The sequence below is a fragment of the Micromonospora sp. NPDC003816 genome (assembly GCF_042874705.1).
In the GTDB taxonomy this organism is placed as follows: Bacteria; Actinomycetota; Actinomycetes; order Mycobacteriales; family Micromonosporaceae; genus Micromonospora.
On the sequence record NZ_JBIANP010000011.1, the window covers coordinates 1 to 14911 of the forward strand.

A 14911-nucleotide genomic window follows, 5' to 3' on the forward strand; every position below is an offset into this window, starting at 1 on the left:
GTTGTGGTTGAGCATCCGGGCCTCTTCTTGGGCCAGGACGACAACCCGTCGCGCTCGGTCGGTGAACCGCTCGAACATGCCCTCGTGCTCCTCACGTGCCGTGCGCACTCGATCTTGGTGGTCAAGACTCTCGGCGGGGCCGGATACGCAAGCGCCCGGGACGGGCGTCCGCGCCTCTTTACTCTATCGCCGCGGACCGACTCGGCTGACCTCGTGTGTCTCCGACGATGGCCCGGTACGCGTCGTTTTGCACAACCCTCCACGCTCAACGGGTGTTCCGGGCATGGTGCGTGTACGCGCAGAGCGAAATTCGAGCACGAGCCGGGGGCCGCCGGAAGCACCGCACGGAGCCCTCCCGACACCGGACGGTCACCCCTCGCCCGTTGTCCACAGGCTGTGGACAACCCGTCCACCGGCTGTGGACAACGGGCGGCGCGACCCGTACGGCCGGACGACCGCGCCGGCCCGGAGAGGCGCTCCGAACCGGCGTGGCGGACGGCCTGGTCTCAGTGACCGGCCTTGGAGTGGTACTCGTCGACGATCTCCTGGGGGATCCGGCCCCGGTCCGAGATCTCCTTGCCGGCCTTGCGGGCCCAGGCGCGGATGGCCTTGTTCTGCTCGCGGTCCGCCGTGGCGCCGCCCCGGCCCCGGGCGGCACGCCCACCGACGACCACACCGCCGCGTCCCACCTTCGACCCACCGGCGATGTACGGCGCGAATGCCTCACGCAATTTCTCGGCGTTCGAACCCGACAGGTCGATCTCGTACTGAACGCCGTCGAGCGCGAACTTGACAGTCTCGTCCGCGTCCCCGCCGTCCAGGTCATCGACCAGCCTCTGAATGATCTGCTTGGCCACGTCCCACATTCCTTTCGCGCAGGGTTCGGTGCACCTGCCAGTTACCAGAGCACAATAGCTCGTCAGATGCTTGTTACGTCAATGGGATCCGGTAACGCGGCGGAAAGTTCCGTGTCGACTACTCGGGGCGAACCAAGGGGAACAGGATGGTTTCCCGAATTCCAAGACCGGTCAGCGCCATCAGGAGCCGGTCGATTCCCATTCCCATGCCACCCGCCGGCGGCATTCCGTACTCCATCGCCCGGAGAAAGTCCTCGTCGAGCCGCATCGCCTCGTCGTCGCCACGGGCACCCAGCTGCGCCTGCGCGACCAGCCGTTCCCGCTGCACCACCGGGTCGACCAGCTCCGAGTACGCGGTGGCCAGTTCAACCCCGCGCACGTACAGGTCCCACTTCTCGGCCAGCCCCGGCTCCTCGCGGTGCCCACGCGTCAGCGGGCTGGTCTCCTCCGGGTAGTCCCGCACGAAGGTGGGTGCCACCAGGCCGGGCACGACCAACTCCTCGAACAGTTCCTCGACCAGCTTGCCCGACCCCCACCTGGGGTCGACGGTGAGGCCCACCTTGTCCGCGTACTCGACCAGGCGGCGGTGCTCGGTGCGGACCGTGACCTCGTCACCGAGTGCCTCGGAAAGCACGCCGAACAAGCTCACCGAACGCCACTCACCGCCGAGGTCGAACTCCTGACCGTCGGCGTGAGTGACCACCGTCGACCCGGCGACCGCCATCGCCGCCTGTTGCACGAGATTGCGGGTCAGTTCGGCCATCGTGTTGTAGTCGCCGTACGCCTCGTAGACCTCCAGCATCGCGAACTCCGGCGAGTGCGAAGAGTCGATGCCCTCATTACGGAAGTTACGGTTGATCTCGAAGACTCGCTCGACACCGCCGACCACGGCGCGCTTGAGAAACAGTTCCGGTGCGATTCGCAGATACAGGTCGGTGTCGAGTGCATTGCTGTGGGTCACGAAAGGACGGGCCGTCGCGCCACCGTGCAGCAACTGCAACATCGGGGTCTCCACCTCGAGGAAACCCGTGTCGTGCAGGGAATCGCGAAGACTACGGACCGCCGTTGCCCGCGTGCGTACCATCTGGCGGGCCTGCGGGCGCACGATCAGGTCGACGTAGCGCTGCCGGACCCGGGCCTCCTCGCTCAGCGGCTTGTGCGCCACCGGCAGCGGGCGCAGCGCCTTCGCGGTGGTCACCCACTCCTGCGCCAGCACCGACAACTCGCCCCGGCGGCTGCTGATCACCTCGCCGGTGACCCCGACGAGGTCACCGAGGTCGACCAGCCGCTTCCAGTCCTCCAGCCGCTCGGGGCCGACCCGGTCCAGCGAGAGCATCGCCTGGAGCTCGGTGCCGTCGCCGTCGCGCAGGGTGGCGAAACAGAGCTTGCCGGTGTTCCGTACGAAGATCACCCGGCCGGTCACCGACACCTGGTCGCCCGTCGCGGTGTCCGTCGGCAGGTCGGCGTAGCGTTCCCGCACCTGGGCCAGGGTGCTGGTCCGCAGGAAGCTGACCGGGTACGGCTCGACGCCGTCGGCGAGCATCCGGTCCCGCTTCTCCCGGCGGACCTTCATCTGCTCGGGAAGGTCGTCGGCGGGGTCGACTGGCACGGGGCTCTGCTGGGTCACGGCACGCTTCCTCAGTGGGAGATTTCGGGCGAGGTCAGGCCCGAGCGTACTCAAGCCCTCCGGCGGCCGTCGGCGGATAGCCTGCCGGTCATGACGCATCCCACCGAGGCCCGCTCGTTCGGTCCGGCGGCGGCCGACTACGACCGCTACCGGCCCCGCTACCCGGAGGCGGCACTGCGCTGGGCGCTGGACGGACTGGCCCGGCCCGCCCGGGTGGTCGACCTGGCGGCCGGCACCGGCATCCTCACCCGTGGCCTGCTCGCCCTGGGACACGAGGTGATCGCCGTGGAACCCGACCCCGAGATGCGCGCCCACCTGGTCGCCACCACCCCGGGGGTACGCGCGGAGGCCGGTGCCGCGGAGTCCATGCCGCTACCCGACGGGTACGCCGACGCCGTCCTCGCCGGTCAGGCGTACCACTGGTTCGACCGGGAGACGGCGCACGCCGAGATCGCCCGGGTGCTGCGCCCCGGCGGCGTCTTCGCCCCGATCTGGAACCTCCGGGACGAGCGCGTCGACTGGGTGACCGAGCTGAGCCGGATCGCCGAGATCGGGGACACCGTCGACCGCCTGCGCCAGACCGTCATCGACTTCGGCGACGCCTTCGGCCCACCCGAGTGGGCCGAGTTCCCCCACACCACCACGCTGACCCGCGACGACCTACGGGGCCTGGTCCGGACCCGCTCCCACTACCTGACCGCCACCCCTGCCCGCCAGGCCGAGGTCGACCGCCAGGTCCGCCACCTCCTCGACACCCACCCCGCCCTGACCACCCGAGGCCCTATGACCCTTCCCTACCGCACCCTCACCGCCCGCACCCACAAACCCTGACCCACCACCACGAAATCACCGCCAAACCGCTCCACGCAGCACCAGGCGGGTCGATGCCCGCGACCTCCATCTGTCCCCGACCCGCAGACCCGCCCCACCCCAACCGCCGCACGCACCGTCCCCACCCCACCGACCACCTCACCGGAACGGACGACGCAGGCCCCCCGAGGGTTTCCGGGCCGCCCGACCGGCGCAGGGATCAAGCCTGACCGCCCGGAGCCGGTCGGGCGGCCCGGAAACCCCACCGCAACCAGGCCCACCGCAACCCCGCCCACCGCAACAACCAAGAACAAAAAGCGTCAGACGTTCCGCTCATACACCATGCGCAACCCGATCAACGTGATCATCGGCTCGTGATGAGTGATCGTCCGGCACTCGTTGAGCACCAGCGACGCCAGTCCACCGGTGGCGATGACCGCCTTGAGCTCGCCCAGCTCGGCGGCCATCCGCTCGACGATCCGGTCCACCTGGCCGGCGAAGCCGAAGTACAGCCCGGCCTGGAGGCACTCGACGGTGTTCTTGCCGATCACCGACCGGGGTCTGGTCGCCTCGACCTTGCGCAACTGGGCGGCGCGGGCGGCGAGCGCGTCGAAGGAGATCTCGATGCCGGGCGCGAACGCGCCACCGAGGAACTCTCCTCGACCGCTGATCACGTCGAAGTTGGTGGTGGTGCCGAAGTCGACCACGATCGACGGTCCGCCGTAGAGGCTGTGGGCCGCCAGCGTGTTCACCACCCGGTCGGCCCCGACCTCCTTGGGGTTGTCGATGGCGAGCTGTACGCCGGTGCGGACACCCGGCTCGACGATGACGCTCGGCAGGTCGGCGTAGTAGCGGGTCAGCATGGTCCGCAGCGAGCGCAGGGCGGCCGGGACGGTCGAACAGGCGGCCACCCCGGTGATCTCGACCGCGTCCCCGGCGAGCAGACCCCGGAACATCAGGCCCAGCTCGTCGGCAGTGGATCGGGCGTCGGTCTTGATCCGCCAGTTGTGCACCAGCTTGTCACCGTCGAAGGTCGCCAGGACGGTGTTGGTGTTCCCGATGTCGATGCAGAGCAGCACGCACGAAGCCTAGACGGGTTCAGTCCGTACGCAGGTCCAGGGCGATGTCCAGGATCGGCGAGGAGTGGGTGAGCGCACCGACGGAGAGGAAGTCGACGCCGGTGGCGCCCACCTCGGCGGCGTCGGCGAGGGTGAGTCCGCCGGTCGCCTCCAACTCGGCCCGGTCGCCCACCGCCGCCACCACCGTGCGCAGTGTCGCCGGAGGCATGTTGTCCAGGAGCAGGAAGACCGCGCCGGCCTCCACCGCCTCCACCGCCTCGTCGAGGGTGTCCACCTCCACCTGCACCGGTACGTCCGGAAACGCCTCCCGGACCCGGCGGTAGGCGGCGGCGACACCACCGGCGGCGAACTTGTGGTTGTCCTTGACCATGGCGACGTCGTGCAGGCCCATCCGCTTGTTCGTGCCGCCACCGGCGCGGACCGCGTACTTCTCCAGGGCGCGTAGGCCGGGCGTGGTCTTGCGGGTGTCCAGGACCATCGCCTTGCTGCCGGCCAGCGCGTCCGCCCAGGCCCGGGTGTGGGTGGCGACGCCGGACATCCGGCAGAGCAGGTTCAGCGCGGTCCGCTCGGCCGTGAGCAGCACCCGGGTGGGGCCGGTGACCGTGGCGAGCACGTCGCCCCGCGCCACCCGCTCGCCATCGCGGGCCACCAGCGACACCTCGACGGTACGTCCCGTCCCGGTCACCTCGCCGGCCAGCTCGAACACGGCGGCGGCGACGGCCAGCCCGGCGACCACCCCGTCGGCCCGGGCCACCAGGTCGGCGGTGTCGGTCTGGGTGGCCGGGATGGTGGCGACGCTGGTGACGTCGAGCAGGCCCGGACCGAGGTCCTCGACCAGCGCCGTCTCCACGATCCGGCGCACCTCCGCCGGGTCGAGCCCGTTCTCGTGCAGCATCCGTGCCGTGTCCGCCATCAGCTCTCCTCCCACCGGGTCGTCAACCGGCTCTGCGCGCCTATCGCGCCGACCAGGTGCCCCTGCCATCGCTCGTCGGCCGCCCCGTGGTCCTCCCGCCAGTGGCAGCCACGGGTCTCCTGCCGCGCGTACGCGGCGGCGACCAGCGTGGCGGCCACCGTGAGCAGGTTGGTCGCCTCCCAGTCGGCGGTACGCGGGGTGCCCCGGTCGGCGCCCAGGTCGACCAGTTCGGCGGCGGTCGCGGCGAGCGTGCCGGCGGAGCGGAGCACACCGGCGCCCCGGGTCATCGCCTGTTGCAGCCTCGGGGTCGCCGCTGCCGGCGCCACCCAGCCGGTGCCGCCGCGCCACGCTCCGGTCTCCGCCGGGCGGGCCTGCTCGGGCAGGCCGGACGCGATGTCGTCGGCGATCCGCCGGGAGAAGACCAGCCCCTCCAGCAGCGAGTTGCTGGCCAGCCGGTTGGCGCCGTGCACGCCGGTGCAGGCGACCTCGCCGCAGGCGTACAGGCCGGGGATGGAGGTCCGGCCGCGCAGGTCGGTGCGTACGCCGCCGGAGGCGTAGTGGGCGGCCGGCGCGACCGGGATCAGGTCGGCTCCCGGGTCGACGCCGATGGCCAGGCACGAGGCGACGATGGTGGGGAAGCGTCGGGCCAGGAAGTCGCCGCCGAGATGTCGGGCGTCGAGGTGGACGTGGTCCGCGCCGGTGTCCAGCAGGACCCGGTGGATGCCCTTGGCCACCACGTCCCGGGGCGCCAGCTCGGCGAGGTCGTGCTGGCCGAGCATGAACCGCTTGCCGTCGGCGTCCACCAGGGACGCGCCCTCACCCCGCAGCGCCTCGGAGACCAGCGGCTGCTGGGCGTGCCCGGCACCGGGTACCCGGGCGGCCGGCGGCACGATCAGCGCGGTCGGGTGGAACTGCACGAACTCCACGTCGGTGACCGCCGCGCCGGCCCGCATCGCGAGCGCCACGCCGTCGCCGGTGGAGACGGCGGGATTGGTGGTCGCCGCGAAGATCTGCCCCATCCCGCCGGTGGCCAGCACCACGGCGCGTCCGAGGATGGCGCCGACCCCGTCCTCGCTGCCCTCGCCGAGCACGTGCAGGGTGATGCCGCACGCCCGGCCCAGCCCGTCCGGGCCGTCGCCGGGGGCGCGGAGCAGGTCCAGCACCAGTGCGTGCTCGACGAGCCGGATCCACGGGTCGCGGCGTACCGACTCGTGCAGGGCGCGTTGGACCTCGGCGCCGGTCGCGTCGCCGCCGGCGTGCACGATGCGGTCGGCGCGGTGTCCGCCCTCGCGGGTGAGCATCAGCGAGCCGTCCGGGTGGCGGTCGAACTCGGCACCGATCCGCATCAGCTCGCGCAGTCGGGTCGGTCCCTCCTCGACCAGTACCCGCACCGCCGCCGGGTCGCAGAGGCCGACGCCGGCGATCTCGGTGTCCGAGGCGTGCATCGCCGGGGTGTCCGCCGGGTCGAGGACCGCCGCGATGCCGCCCTGGGCCCAGCGGGTCGACCCCTCGTCGATGTTGACCTTGGTGACCACCGTGACGTGCAGTCCGGCCCGGCGCAGGTGCAGCGCGGCGGTCAGCCCGGCCACCCCGGAGCCGACCACGATCACGTCGGTGGTCTCCACCCAGCCGGGCGCCGGGGCGGCCAGCAGGCTCGGCAACGTGGGCAGGCCGACGGTCGGGAGCTCCATGCCACCAGTCAACCCGAATGCGTCTCGGCTCGGACGGCGGGGGCCGGACGAGTGGTTCTTGCTACTTCGTCCGGACCGGCAGGCCGGCCGGACCGGCACCCTTGAGCGAGCCGGTCACCTTGCGGTCACCGAGCCACAGGTAGCAGCGGACCCCCCGGTCCCCGGCCCGCCACCGGCCGGCCCCCGGCGGCCGGACCACCAGGTCGCTGCGGAAGACCAGGTCCGTGTCGTTCGGTACGCCCGCGTAGCGCGCGATCACCGCACGGCAACCCTCGTAGAACGGCGCCCACTGGGCCCTGCGCGTCGGGTACGCCCGCTCGGGCGACTGCCACACCCCGACGAACTCGGCGTCGTGGCGCGTGGCGCAGTCCACCGCGACCAGGGTCTGCACCATCCTGTTCCGGTCGGTACGCGTCTGCTGGCAACCCAACCGCACCGGCGACGGTGCCCGGAGCGCGTCCCGCAGCGAACCGGTACGCAGCACCACCGTGGCCGCCGCCTCGGCCGTGGTCACCTCCATCAGGTCGCAGCGGTACCACCGCGAACCGGCGGCCCAGCCCGGCTCGGAGGGCACCGCCACGGCCAGCCGAAGCCGGCCGGCCCGCCAGTTGTCACCGACGAAGCCACTGGCGCGGTTGTCGCACTCGGCGAAGGCGGTCCGCAGTTCGGCGGAGCCCACGGCGGGCGGTGCGGCACGGTCGGCCGGCAACGCACCGACGTGCACCGTCTCCACCCGGTGCGGCTGCGCGCAGTCCACCGGCGCGTACGCGGCCAGCGAGACGGTGGGGGTGAACTCGGGCTCGTGGCAGACCTGGGCGGCCGGGGTGAACGGACCGGGTGGCGGCAGAGCCCCCCAGTCGTCGATCAGGTCACCGTCGAGCCCACCGGACCCGCTGCAGCCCACCAGCAGGGCCGCCACGGCGAAGGCCGCGACCAGGCTTCTCGTCGCACGCTGCATGACGCCGCCTCCCCCAGCCAGCGACCGTCTCCCGACGGCGCCCCCAGGGTAACCAAAAATGACCTTCCGGTGACAGACCGGATTCCCGGGCCTGTGTGTAAGGAGGGGACCCTTCCTATACACGAGGCGTTAGCAGGGGGCCCTTCCTTACACCGTGAGCGGGTTGGGGATGGGGGCGCCGGCGGTGCCGGGCGCGGCGGTCGCCGGGTCGGCGTCCAGCTCGACGATCCGGTTCTCGGCGTCGACGTGCACGACCCGAGGGTGGTACGACCGCGCCTCGGCGTCGTCCATCTGCCCGTACGAGATCAGGATCACCAGGTCGCCCGGGTGCACCAGGTGGGCGGCGGCGCCGTTGATGCCGATCACGCCGCTGCCCCGCCGCCCCGGGATCACGTACGTCTCCAGCCGGGCGCCGTTGGTGATGTCCACGATCGCCACCTGCTCGCCGGGTAGCAGGTCGGCGGCGTCGAGCAGATCCTCGTCGACGGTCACCGAACCGACGTAGTGCAGGTCCGCCTGGGTGACGGTGGCCCGGTGGATCTTCGACTTGAGCATGGTGCGGTACATCGGGAACGCCTTTCGCGAGCTGCGGGGTCAGGAGGTCGGGGCGAGCCGGACCGGAGCGTTGTCGATCAGCCGGGTCTCGCCCACCCAGGCCGCGACGAGCAGCCGGGCCGGACCTTCGACCGGGCCGGGCGCCAGATCGGGATCGGCGAGCACCAGGTAGTCCAGCCGGGCACCGGCGGCTGCGGCGCCGAAGGCCGCGTGCGCGGCGGTCAGCACCGCCCCGGCGTCCCCGCCGGCCTCGGCGGCGTCGGCACCGGCGCGCAGCGCCCGCGACAGGCTCAGCGCCGCCGTCCGCTCCGGGGCGGAGAGGTACCGGTTGCGGCTGGACAGCGCCAACCCGTCCGGTTCCCGGACCGTCGGTACGCCGACCACCTCGACCGGTACGTCCAGGTCCCGGCACATCCGCCGGACCAGGGTCAACTGCTGGTAGTCCTTCTCACCGAAGAACGTCAGATCCGGCCGGGTGAGCTGGAGCAGCTTCATCACCACGGTCAGCACGCCGTGGAAGAACCCGGGTCGGCTGAGCCCCTCCAGGTCCTCGCCGAGCGGCCCCGGGTTGACCCGGACCGCCGGCTGGCCGCCGGGGTACATGTCCGCCACCGAGGGCGCGAAGACCAGGTCGGCCCCAGCCCGCCGGCACACCTCAAGATCAGTTTCCAGGGTACGCGGATAGCGGTCGAAATCCTCGTTCGGCCCGAACTGCAACGGGTTCACGAAGATCGTCACGATCACGTGGTCGACGCGGTCCCGGGCGGCCCGGATCAGCGTCTCGTGCCCGGGGTGCAGCGCCCCCATGGTCATCACCACCCCCACCGTGCCGGTGCGGGCGGACCGCGCCCGGGCCAGGTCGGCCCGGCTGTGCACCAGTTCCGTCATCTCGTCCGCCTCCCTGGGCATCGGCCGGACCGCCCCGTCACCCGGTGTCACGCCGCCACTCCGGTCTGGTCCCGGCCGAGCACGCCGAGCAACGACTCGGCGTCCACCGGTCGCAGCCGGCCGGCGGCCACCGCCCGGTCGGCGGTACGCCGAGCCAGAGCCAGGTACGCGCCGACCGCCTCGGGCGCGGTGGCGGCGAGCGCGGCCAGGTGACGCTCGACGGTGCCCGCGTCACCCCGGGACACCGGGCCGGTCAACGCGTCGTCGCCCAGCCGTAGCGCGTTCTCCAGCGCGGCTCGCAGCAGCGGGGCCAGCACCTTCTCGGGTCGACCCACCCCGGCGTCCCGTAGCCGGTCGGCCGCCTCGTTGACCAGGGTCACCAGGTGGTTCGCACCGTGCGCCAGCGCCGCGTGGTACAGCGGCCGGTCGGCCTCCCCGATCCACTCGGGCACCCCGCCCAGATCCGTCACCAGCCGGGCGGCCAACGGCCGAAGCTCGGCCGGGGCGGTCACCCCGTACGAGATGCCGGGCAGCCGGCCGAGGTCGTCCGGCGTACCGGTGAACGTCATCGCGGGATGCAACGCCAGCGGTCGGGCACCGACCCGGACGGCCGGTGCCAGCACGGACAGGCCGTGCGCGCCGGAGGTGTGCGCGACCACCTGGCCCGGGTGCAACGCGCCGTCGGCGGCCAACGCGGCGACCACCCCGGCGAGCGCGTCGTCGGGTACGGCGATCAGCAGCAGGTCGGCGGCGGACCGGGCGACCGCCTCGGCGGGACGGCAGGCGGTGGCCGGCAGCAGCAACGCCAGCCGGGCCTGGGAGGCTCCGGAACGCCCGGTGGCGGCGACCACCCGGTGCCCGGCGGCGGCGAGCGCGGCGCCCAGCGTGGCACCGACCCGGCCGGCGCCGATGACGCCCACGGTGAGTACGGCACGGTTCACGACCTGGGCCGACGGGCCGGTCGCAGGCCGCCGAAGGGCGGCCGGATGGTGGCGCAGCGGTGCGCTCATGTCACGATCCAGTCCTCGAGATGGGTACCGGTCGGGGCAAGTATGCGTCGCTGACACGGATCTCAAACAAGGATGTGTGAAATCGTTCACCGACGCCGAGGAGGTACCCCGATGTCGATGCCTTGGCAGGCCGCCATGCAGCAGGCGCTCTACGGACCCTCGGGGTTCTTCGTCGCCGGTGCCGGGCCGGCGGCACACTTCCGCACCAGCGTGCACGCCTCCCCGGTCTTCGCCTCGGCGCTGCTGCGGTTGATCCACCACCTCGACGCGGCTCTCGGCTTTCCCGACCGGTTCGACGTGGTGGATGTGGGGGCGGGTCGGGGTGAGCTGATCTGTTCGTTGGCTGTTGCGGTGGGGGTTTCCGGGGAGCCCACCCGCTCCGGGCGGTCAGGCTTGATCCCTGCGCGGGTGGGCTCCCCGGAAACCCTGACTTCCACGGCCGCCGTCCGTGCCGGAGGCTTCACCCCGGGGGTTGGGGGTACGGCGGGACGCGGGGAGGGTGCGGCCGTCAGGCCGAGGTCTGAGGGGGCGGCGGGAATCGGGGAGGGTGGGACCGTCACGTCGGGGGGCGGGGGTCCGGGGGTTTCGCTGGTGGAGCGGGTGCGGTTCACCGCGGTCGAGGTGGCGCCGCGACCCGATGATCTGCCCGAACAGATCGCCTGGACGGATGAGATCCCCGACGGCGTCACCGGGCTGCTGCTGGCCACCGAATGGCTGGACAACGTGCCGCTGGACCTGGCCGTCCACACCGAGGACGGCTGGCGCTACCTCCTCGTCGACCCGACGTCGGGCGAGGAGACGACAGGTGCCCCGGTCAGCCGAGCAGACGCCACCTGGCTCACCACCTGGTGGCCCCCACAAAACCAACCTCACCCCACAGACCCACCCGAAGGCTCGCCGGAGCTCGCCCTTGACCTCCCACCGGACGCGAACGCCCACCCCCTGAGCCCCCACAGCCCGACCGGGTCGGGTTTCCGGGCAGCCCGACCGGCGCAGGGATCAAGCCTGACCGCCCGGAGCCGGTCGGGCTGCCCGGAAACCCCCACGGACCGCACCCTCACCGTCGAGCGCGCCGAGATCGGGCGGAGCCGGGACGAGGCGTGGGCCGCTGCGGTAGGCCACGTCGAGCGTGGGCTGGCCGTCGCGGTGGACTACGGGCACCTGCGTACGAGCCGGCCCTTCGAGGGGTCGTTGACCGGGTACCGGGGTGGGCGACAGGTGCCACCGGTGCCGGACGGGTCGTGTGACGTGACGGCGCACGTCGCCATGGACTCGGTCGCCTCTGCCGGTGAGCGGGTCGCGCGGTGTGCGTACTCCCTGGGGACTCAGCGGGAGGGGCTTCGGGCGCTCGGGGCCGACGGCGGGCGACCACCGTTGAGCCTGGCCTACCAGGATCCGGCCGGGTACGTGCGGGCGCTGGCCGAGGCGACGGCGGCGGCCGAACTGACCGATCCGGCCGGGCTCGGCGGGCATCTGTGGCTCTGGCAGCCGGTCGGGCTGGCCGTGGACCGGCTGCCACTGTGGTCCTGACGTTCATGGCACGATGGCGGGCATGACCACGGGCGACCTGCGCGAGCTGACCGTCGGCACCGGTGCCGGGCTGGTGGCGGGCACCGGTGGGGAGCAGCTCGGCACGGACATGGTGCTCAACATCGGGCCGCAGCACCCCTCCACCCACGGTGTGCTGCGGCTCAAGCTCGTCCTCGACGGCGAACGGGTGATCGCCGCCGAGCCCATCGTGGGCTACATGCACCGGGGCGCGGAGAAGCTGTTCGAGGTACGCGACTACCGGCAGATCATCGTGCTGGCCAACCGGCACGACTGGCTCTCCGCCTTCGCCAACGAGTTGGGCGTGGTGCTCGCGGTCGAACGGCTGATGGGTATGGAGGTGCCGGAGCGGGCCACCTGGCTGCGGATGGCGCTGGCCGAGCTGAACCGGGTGCTCAACCACCTGATGTTCCTCGGCTCGTACCCGCTGGAGATCGGCGCGATCACGCCGATGTTCTATGCCTTCCGGGAACGGGAGACGCTCCAGACGGTGATGGAGGAGGTCTCCGGCGGGCGGATCCACTACATGTTCAACCGGGTGGGCGGCCTGAAGGAGGAGGTGCCGTCCGGTTGGACCGGGCGGGCCCGCGCCGCCGTCGGCGAGGTACGCCGTCGAATGCCCGACCTGGACAATCTGATCCGGCGCAACGACATCTTCCTGGCCCGGACCGTCGGGGTGGGGGTGCTCTCCGCCGCCGACGCCGCCGCGTTCGGCGCCTCCGGGCCGGTCGCCCGGGCCTCCGGGCTAAACCTGGACCTACGCCGCGACGAGCCGTACCTCGCCTACGACCAGCTCGACGTGCCGGTGGTCACCCGCACCACCGGCGACTGCCACGCCCGCTTCGAGGTCCTCCTCGACCAGGTGTACGCCTCGTTGGACCTGGCCGAACAGTGCCTCGACCGGGTGGACCGGCTCACCGGGCCGATCAACACCCGGCTGCCGAAGGTGCTCAAGGCGCCCGAGGGCCACACCTATGCCTGGACGGAGAACCCGCTCGGCATCAACGGCTACTACCTGGTGTCGCGGGGTGAGAAGACGCCGTGGCGGCTCAAGTTGCGCACCGCGTCGTACGCGAACGTGCAGGCACTCGCCACGCTGCTGCCGGGCTGCCTGGTGCCGGACCTGATCGCCATTCTCGGCTCGATGTTCTTCGTGGTCGGCGACATCGACAAGTAGGCCGGCGACCGGTCAGCGCCAGCGACCCCGGTCGGGTTCGTAGCCCTGCCGGTCGTAGCCGGGCTCCTCGGCCTGGTGCCGCCGCCCGTACGGCTCCGGTTCCGGGCGCCCCCGGACCGGTTCGGGCTGTGGAGCACGCTGACGGGGCGGCCGCCACTCCTGCGGCACCGGGACCCCGCCGGGCGGCAGCGCCGGCTGGCCCTCCGGCTCGCCCCGGCCCTCCCGCCACGCCTCGTCTCGGGCCCGCCGTGGCTCGTCCTGTCGCACACTGGCCCAGCGGTCCTGCATCCGGTACTCGGTGCCGGTCTGGTCGGCGTGCACCTCGGCGCGCCGCTCACCGACCCGCAGTTCCCGGCCCTGGTCGTCGTCGCGTACGGCGGCCCAGCGGTCACCGGCGCGCATCTGCGCCCAGTACTCCCCGGTGTCGTCCGGCCGGGCCGTCCGGTTCTCGGCCGGGGCCTCGGGAGCCGCCTCCCACCGCGCGGCACCGCCGTCCCACCCCCGGTCGTCCCGGCCGGTCGGTCGGTCGTCTCGATATCCGGCGTACTCGTCCCGGTAGGCCGGGCGGTCGTCGCGGTGGCCGGCACGGTCGTCGTACGCGCCGCTCCAGGACCGTTCCTGGGGCGGTTCCCCCCAGGAGGTGTCCTCCTCGCGGGCCCGGCCGGACCGGGGACGGTCGTCGGCCCGGGCCGCACCGGACGACCAGGACCGCTCCTCCTCGCGGCCGGGCGGGGCCGACCAGGAACGGCTCTCGCCCCGGCGGGAACGCTCGTCCGCGTCGGACCACGACCGGTCGTCCCGGTCGGCGGCGTGGCCGCCCCGCTGCCGCTCGTCCGGCCAGGACGTCCCGTAGCCGCCGTAGCGGCCACCGGACTCCCCGCCTCCACCGTCCACGACGGTGTGCCGGGTGGTGACGTGCACGGTCTCGGTGTGCCGGACCACCCCGTGCGGGCGGTGCGCGTGGTCACCCGAGCGGCTCTCCGGCTCCTGGCGGTTGGCCGCGCCGTAGACCCCGGCGGTCGCCGCCGGACGGTCGGCGCCGTACCCGGACGACCGGTCCTCACCGCCTCGCGATGCCGGACGGTCCTCGGCGAAACCGCCGGGCGCGGCAGCGTCGGGTTCGGCCGTCGCGGCCGCTCCGTACACCCCGGAAGCGGGCTCCGCGACCTGGGCCGCACCGTAGGTGCCGGTCGTGCCGGCGGGCCGCTCGGCGTACCGGGGCGGTGCCTCCGCAGCGGGCGCCGGGACCCGGGCCCGACCCGGGCCGGGTGCCTCCTCGGCACCGGCCACCTGGGCGGCACCGGCCAACTGGGCGGCGCCCGCGTCGAGCCGACGCCGCAGCCCCGCCAACGCCTCGTGGGCCCGTTGGGCCTCGGTGAGCGCCTGGTTGCCGCGCTGGGCGGCGGCCACGATCTCGCCCCGCAGTTCGCGGCGGAGCTCGTCGAGGTCCGCGCGCAGCTCCTCGCTACGCGCCGACCCGTCCCCCTCGGTCCGCAAGGCGATGGAGAGGCCGATGAACACCACGGCCATGATGGCCAGCACCGCGGCGAAGCGGAGCGGGCCGTTGCCGTCGGCGACCAGCAGGATCAGCGCCGCGACGGGGGCCAGCGCCACACCGCCCCAGAAGAGCGCTTTCAGCATTTTCTTGTTGCGCGCGTCGACGGGTACCGGGGCAGGCATGGGTCCTGACCCTACCGAGAGTTGCGGTGGGTGGGAACGGCTCGACCGAAGACCTTTCGGTGGGCGATGCGCCGATTTCGCGGCACTTGCCGGGGACCAGCGACGACGCGGCGCCCCC

At 72.7% G+C, this 14911-nt stretch carries 13 protein-coding genes; 3 read left to right on the plus strand and 10 right to left on the minus strand.

Annotation, left to right across the window (positions count from 1 at the left end; all coding sequences use genetic code 11):
* Positions 1 to 506 precede the first annotated feature (506 nt).
* Together ACFYTT_RS25875 and lysS are read right to left on the minus strand one after the other, a co-directional pair.
* Positions 507 to 857: an Lsr2 family protein gene (locus ACFYTT_RS25875; RefSeq protein WP_162854363.1), complete on the minus strand. Its 351-nt coding sequence runs from the start codon at positions 855 to 857 to the stop codon at positions 507 to 509.
* Positions 858 to 975: 118 nt separating this feature from the next.
* On the minus strand, positions 976 to 2484 hold the full coding sequence (gene lysS, locus ACFYTT_RS25880; RefSeq protein WP_131053720.1) for a lysine--tRNA ligase: 1509 nt from the start codon (positions 2482 to 2484) through the stop codon (positions 976 to 978).
* A gap of 90 nt (positions 2485 to 2574) precedes the next feature.
* Between lysS and ACFYTT_RS25885 the strand changes: the two genes are divergently transcribed.
* The gene (locus ACFYTT_RS25885; protein ID WP_387262964.1) at positions 2575 to 3315 is read left to right on the plus strand and encodes a class I SAM-dependent methyltransferase; all 741 of its coding nucleotides are present in this window, start codon (positions 2575 to 2577) and stop codon (positions 3313 to 3315) included.
* A gap of 299 nt (positions 3316 to 3614) precedes the next feature.
* On the opposite strand, the gene ACFYTT_RS25890 is transcribed toward ACFYTT_RS25885, so the two are convergent.
* The 7 genes from ACFYTT_RS25890 to ACFYTT_RS25920 all read right to left on the minus strand — a co-directional run bounded on the left by ACFYTT_RS25890 (position 3615) and on the right by ACFYTT_RS25920 (position 10388).
* The gene (locus ACFYTT_RS25890) at positions 3615 to 4373 is read right to left on the minus strand and encodes a type III pantothenate kinase (RefSeq protein ID WP_176095412.1); all 759 of its coding nucleotides are present in this window, start codon (positions 4371 to 4373) and stop codon (positions 3615 to 3617) included.
* A 19-nt stretch (positions 4374 to 4392) separates the two neighbouring features.
* On the minus strand, positions 4393 to 5286 hold the full coding sequence (nadC, locus tag ACFYTT_RS25895; protein ID WP_387262967.1) for a carboxylating nicotinate-nucleotide diphosphorylase: 894 nt from the start codon (positions 5284 to 5286) through the stop codon (positions 4393 to 4395).
* Complete coding sequence (locus tag ACFYTT_RS25900) at positions 5286 to 6977, minus strand: L-aspartate oxidase (protein WP_387262970.1); 1692 nt, start codon at positions 6975 to 6977, stop codon at positions 5286 to 5288. Before ACFYTT_RS25900 ends, nadC begins: the two co-directional genes overlap by 1 nt.
* A gap of 61 nt (positions 6978 to 7038) precedes the next feature.
* Positions 7039 to 7935, minus strand: a complete 897-nt coding sequence (locus ACFYTT_RS25905; RefSeq protein WP_387262973.1) for a septum formation family protein — start codon at positions 7933 to 7935, stop codon at positions 7039 to 7041.
* A 147-nt stretch (positions 7936 to 8082) separates the two neighbouring features.
* A complete protein-coding gene (gene panD / locus ACFYTT_RS25910) occupies positions 8083 to 8502 on the minus strand; it encodes an aspartate 1-decarboxylase (protein ID WP_131053714.1) in 420 nt (139 codons plus the stop codon).
* 27 nt (positions 8503 to 8529) lie between these two features.
* Positions 8530 to 9378, minus strand: coding sequence for a pantoate--beta-alanine ligase (gene panC / locus ACFYTT_RS25915; protein ID WP_176096043.1), 849 nt, complete (start codon positions 9376 to 9378; stop codon positions 8530 to 8532).
* A gap of 47 nt (positions 9379 to 9425) precedes the next feature.
* The gene (locus ACFYTT_RS25920) at positions 9426 to 10388 is read right to left on the minus strand and encodes a Rossmann-like and DUF2520 domain-containing protein (protein WP_176095416.1); all 963 of its coding nucleotides are present in this window, start codon (positions 10386 to 10388) and stop codon (positions 9426 to 9428) included.
* 537 nt (positions 10389 to 10925) lie between these two features.
* Here ACFYTT_RS25920 and ACFYTT_RS25925 point away from each other — a divergent pair.
* The gene (locus ACFYTT_RS25925; RefSeq protein WP_387263152.1) at positions 10926 to 11918 is read left to right on the plus strand and encodes an SAM-dependent methyltransferase; all 993 of its coding nucleotides are present in this window, start codon (positions 10926 to 10928) and stop codon (positions 11916 to 11918) included.
* Positions 11919 to 11931: 13 nt separating this feature from the next.
* Positions 11932 to 13113, plus strand: coding sequence for an NADH-quinone oxidoreductase subunit D (locus ACFYTT_RS25930; protein WP_387262975.1), 1182 nt, complete (start codon positions 11932 to 11934; stop codon positions 13111 to 13113).
* A gap of 12 nt (positions 13114 to 13125) precedes the next feature.
* On the opposite strand, the gene ACFYTT_RS25935 is transcribed toward ACFYTT_RS25930, so the two are convergent.
* Positions 13126 to 14793, minus strand: coding sequence for a hypothetical protein (locus ACFYTT_RS25935; RefSeq protein ID WP_387262978.1), 1668 nt, complete (start codon positions 14791 to 14793; stop codon positions 13126 to 13128).
* Positions 14794 to 14911 lie beyond the last annotated feature (118 nt).

Bases quoted from the DNA above. Each gene is read 5' to 3' on its own strand.
- ACFYTT_RS25885 (WP_387262964.1), top strand. From the start codon at position 2,575: ATGACGCATCCCACCGAGGCCCGCTCGTTCGGTCCGGCGGCGGCCGAC.
- nadC (WP_387262967.1), bottom strand. From the start codon at position 5,286: ATGGCGGACACGGCACGGATGCTGCACGAGAACGGGCTCGACCCGGCG.
- ACFYTT_RS25900 (WP_387262970.1), bottom strand. From the start codon at position 6,977: ATGGAGCTCCCGACCGTCGGCCTGCCCACGTTGCCGAGCCTGCTGGCC.
- ACFYTT_RS25905 (WP_387262973.1), bottom strand. From the start codon at position 7,935: ATGCAGCGTGCGACGAGAAGCCTGGTCGCGGCCTTCGCCGTGGCGGCC.
- panD (WP_131053714.1), bottom strand. From the start codon at position 8,502: ATGTACCGCACCATGCTCAAGTCGAAGATCCACCGGGCCACCGTCACC.
- panC (WP_176096043.1), bottom strand. From the start codon at position 9,378: ATGACGGAACTGGTGCACAGCCGGGCCGACCTGGCCCGGGCGCGGTCC.
- ACFYTT_RS25920 (WP_176095416.1), bottom strand. From the start codon at position 10,388: ATGAGCGCACCGCTGCGCCACCATCCGGCCGCCCTTCGGCGGCCTGCG.
- ACFYTT_RS25930 (WP_387262975.1), top strand. From the start codon at position 11,932: ATGGCGGGCATGACCACGGGCGACCTGCGCGAGCTGACCGTCGGCACC.
- ACFYTT_RS25935 (WP_387262978.1), bottom strand. From the start codon at position 14,793: ATGCCTGCCCCGGTACCCGTCGACGCGCGCAACAAGAAAATGCTGAAA.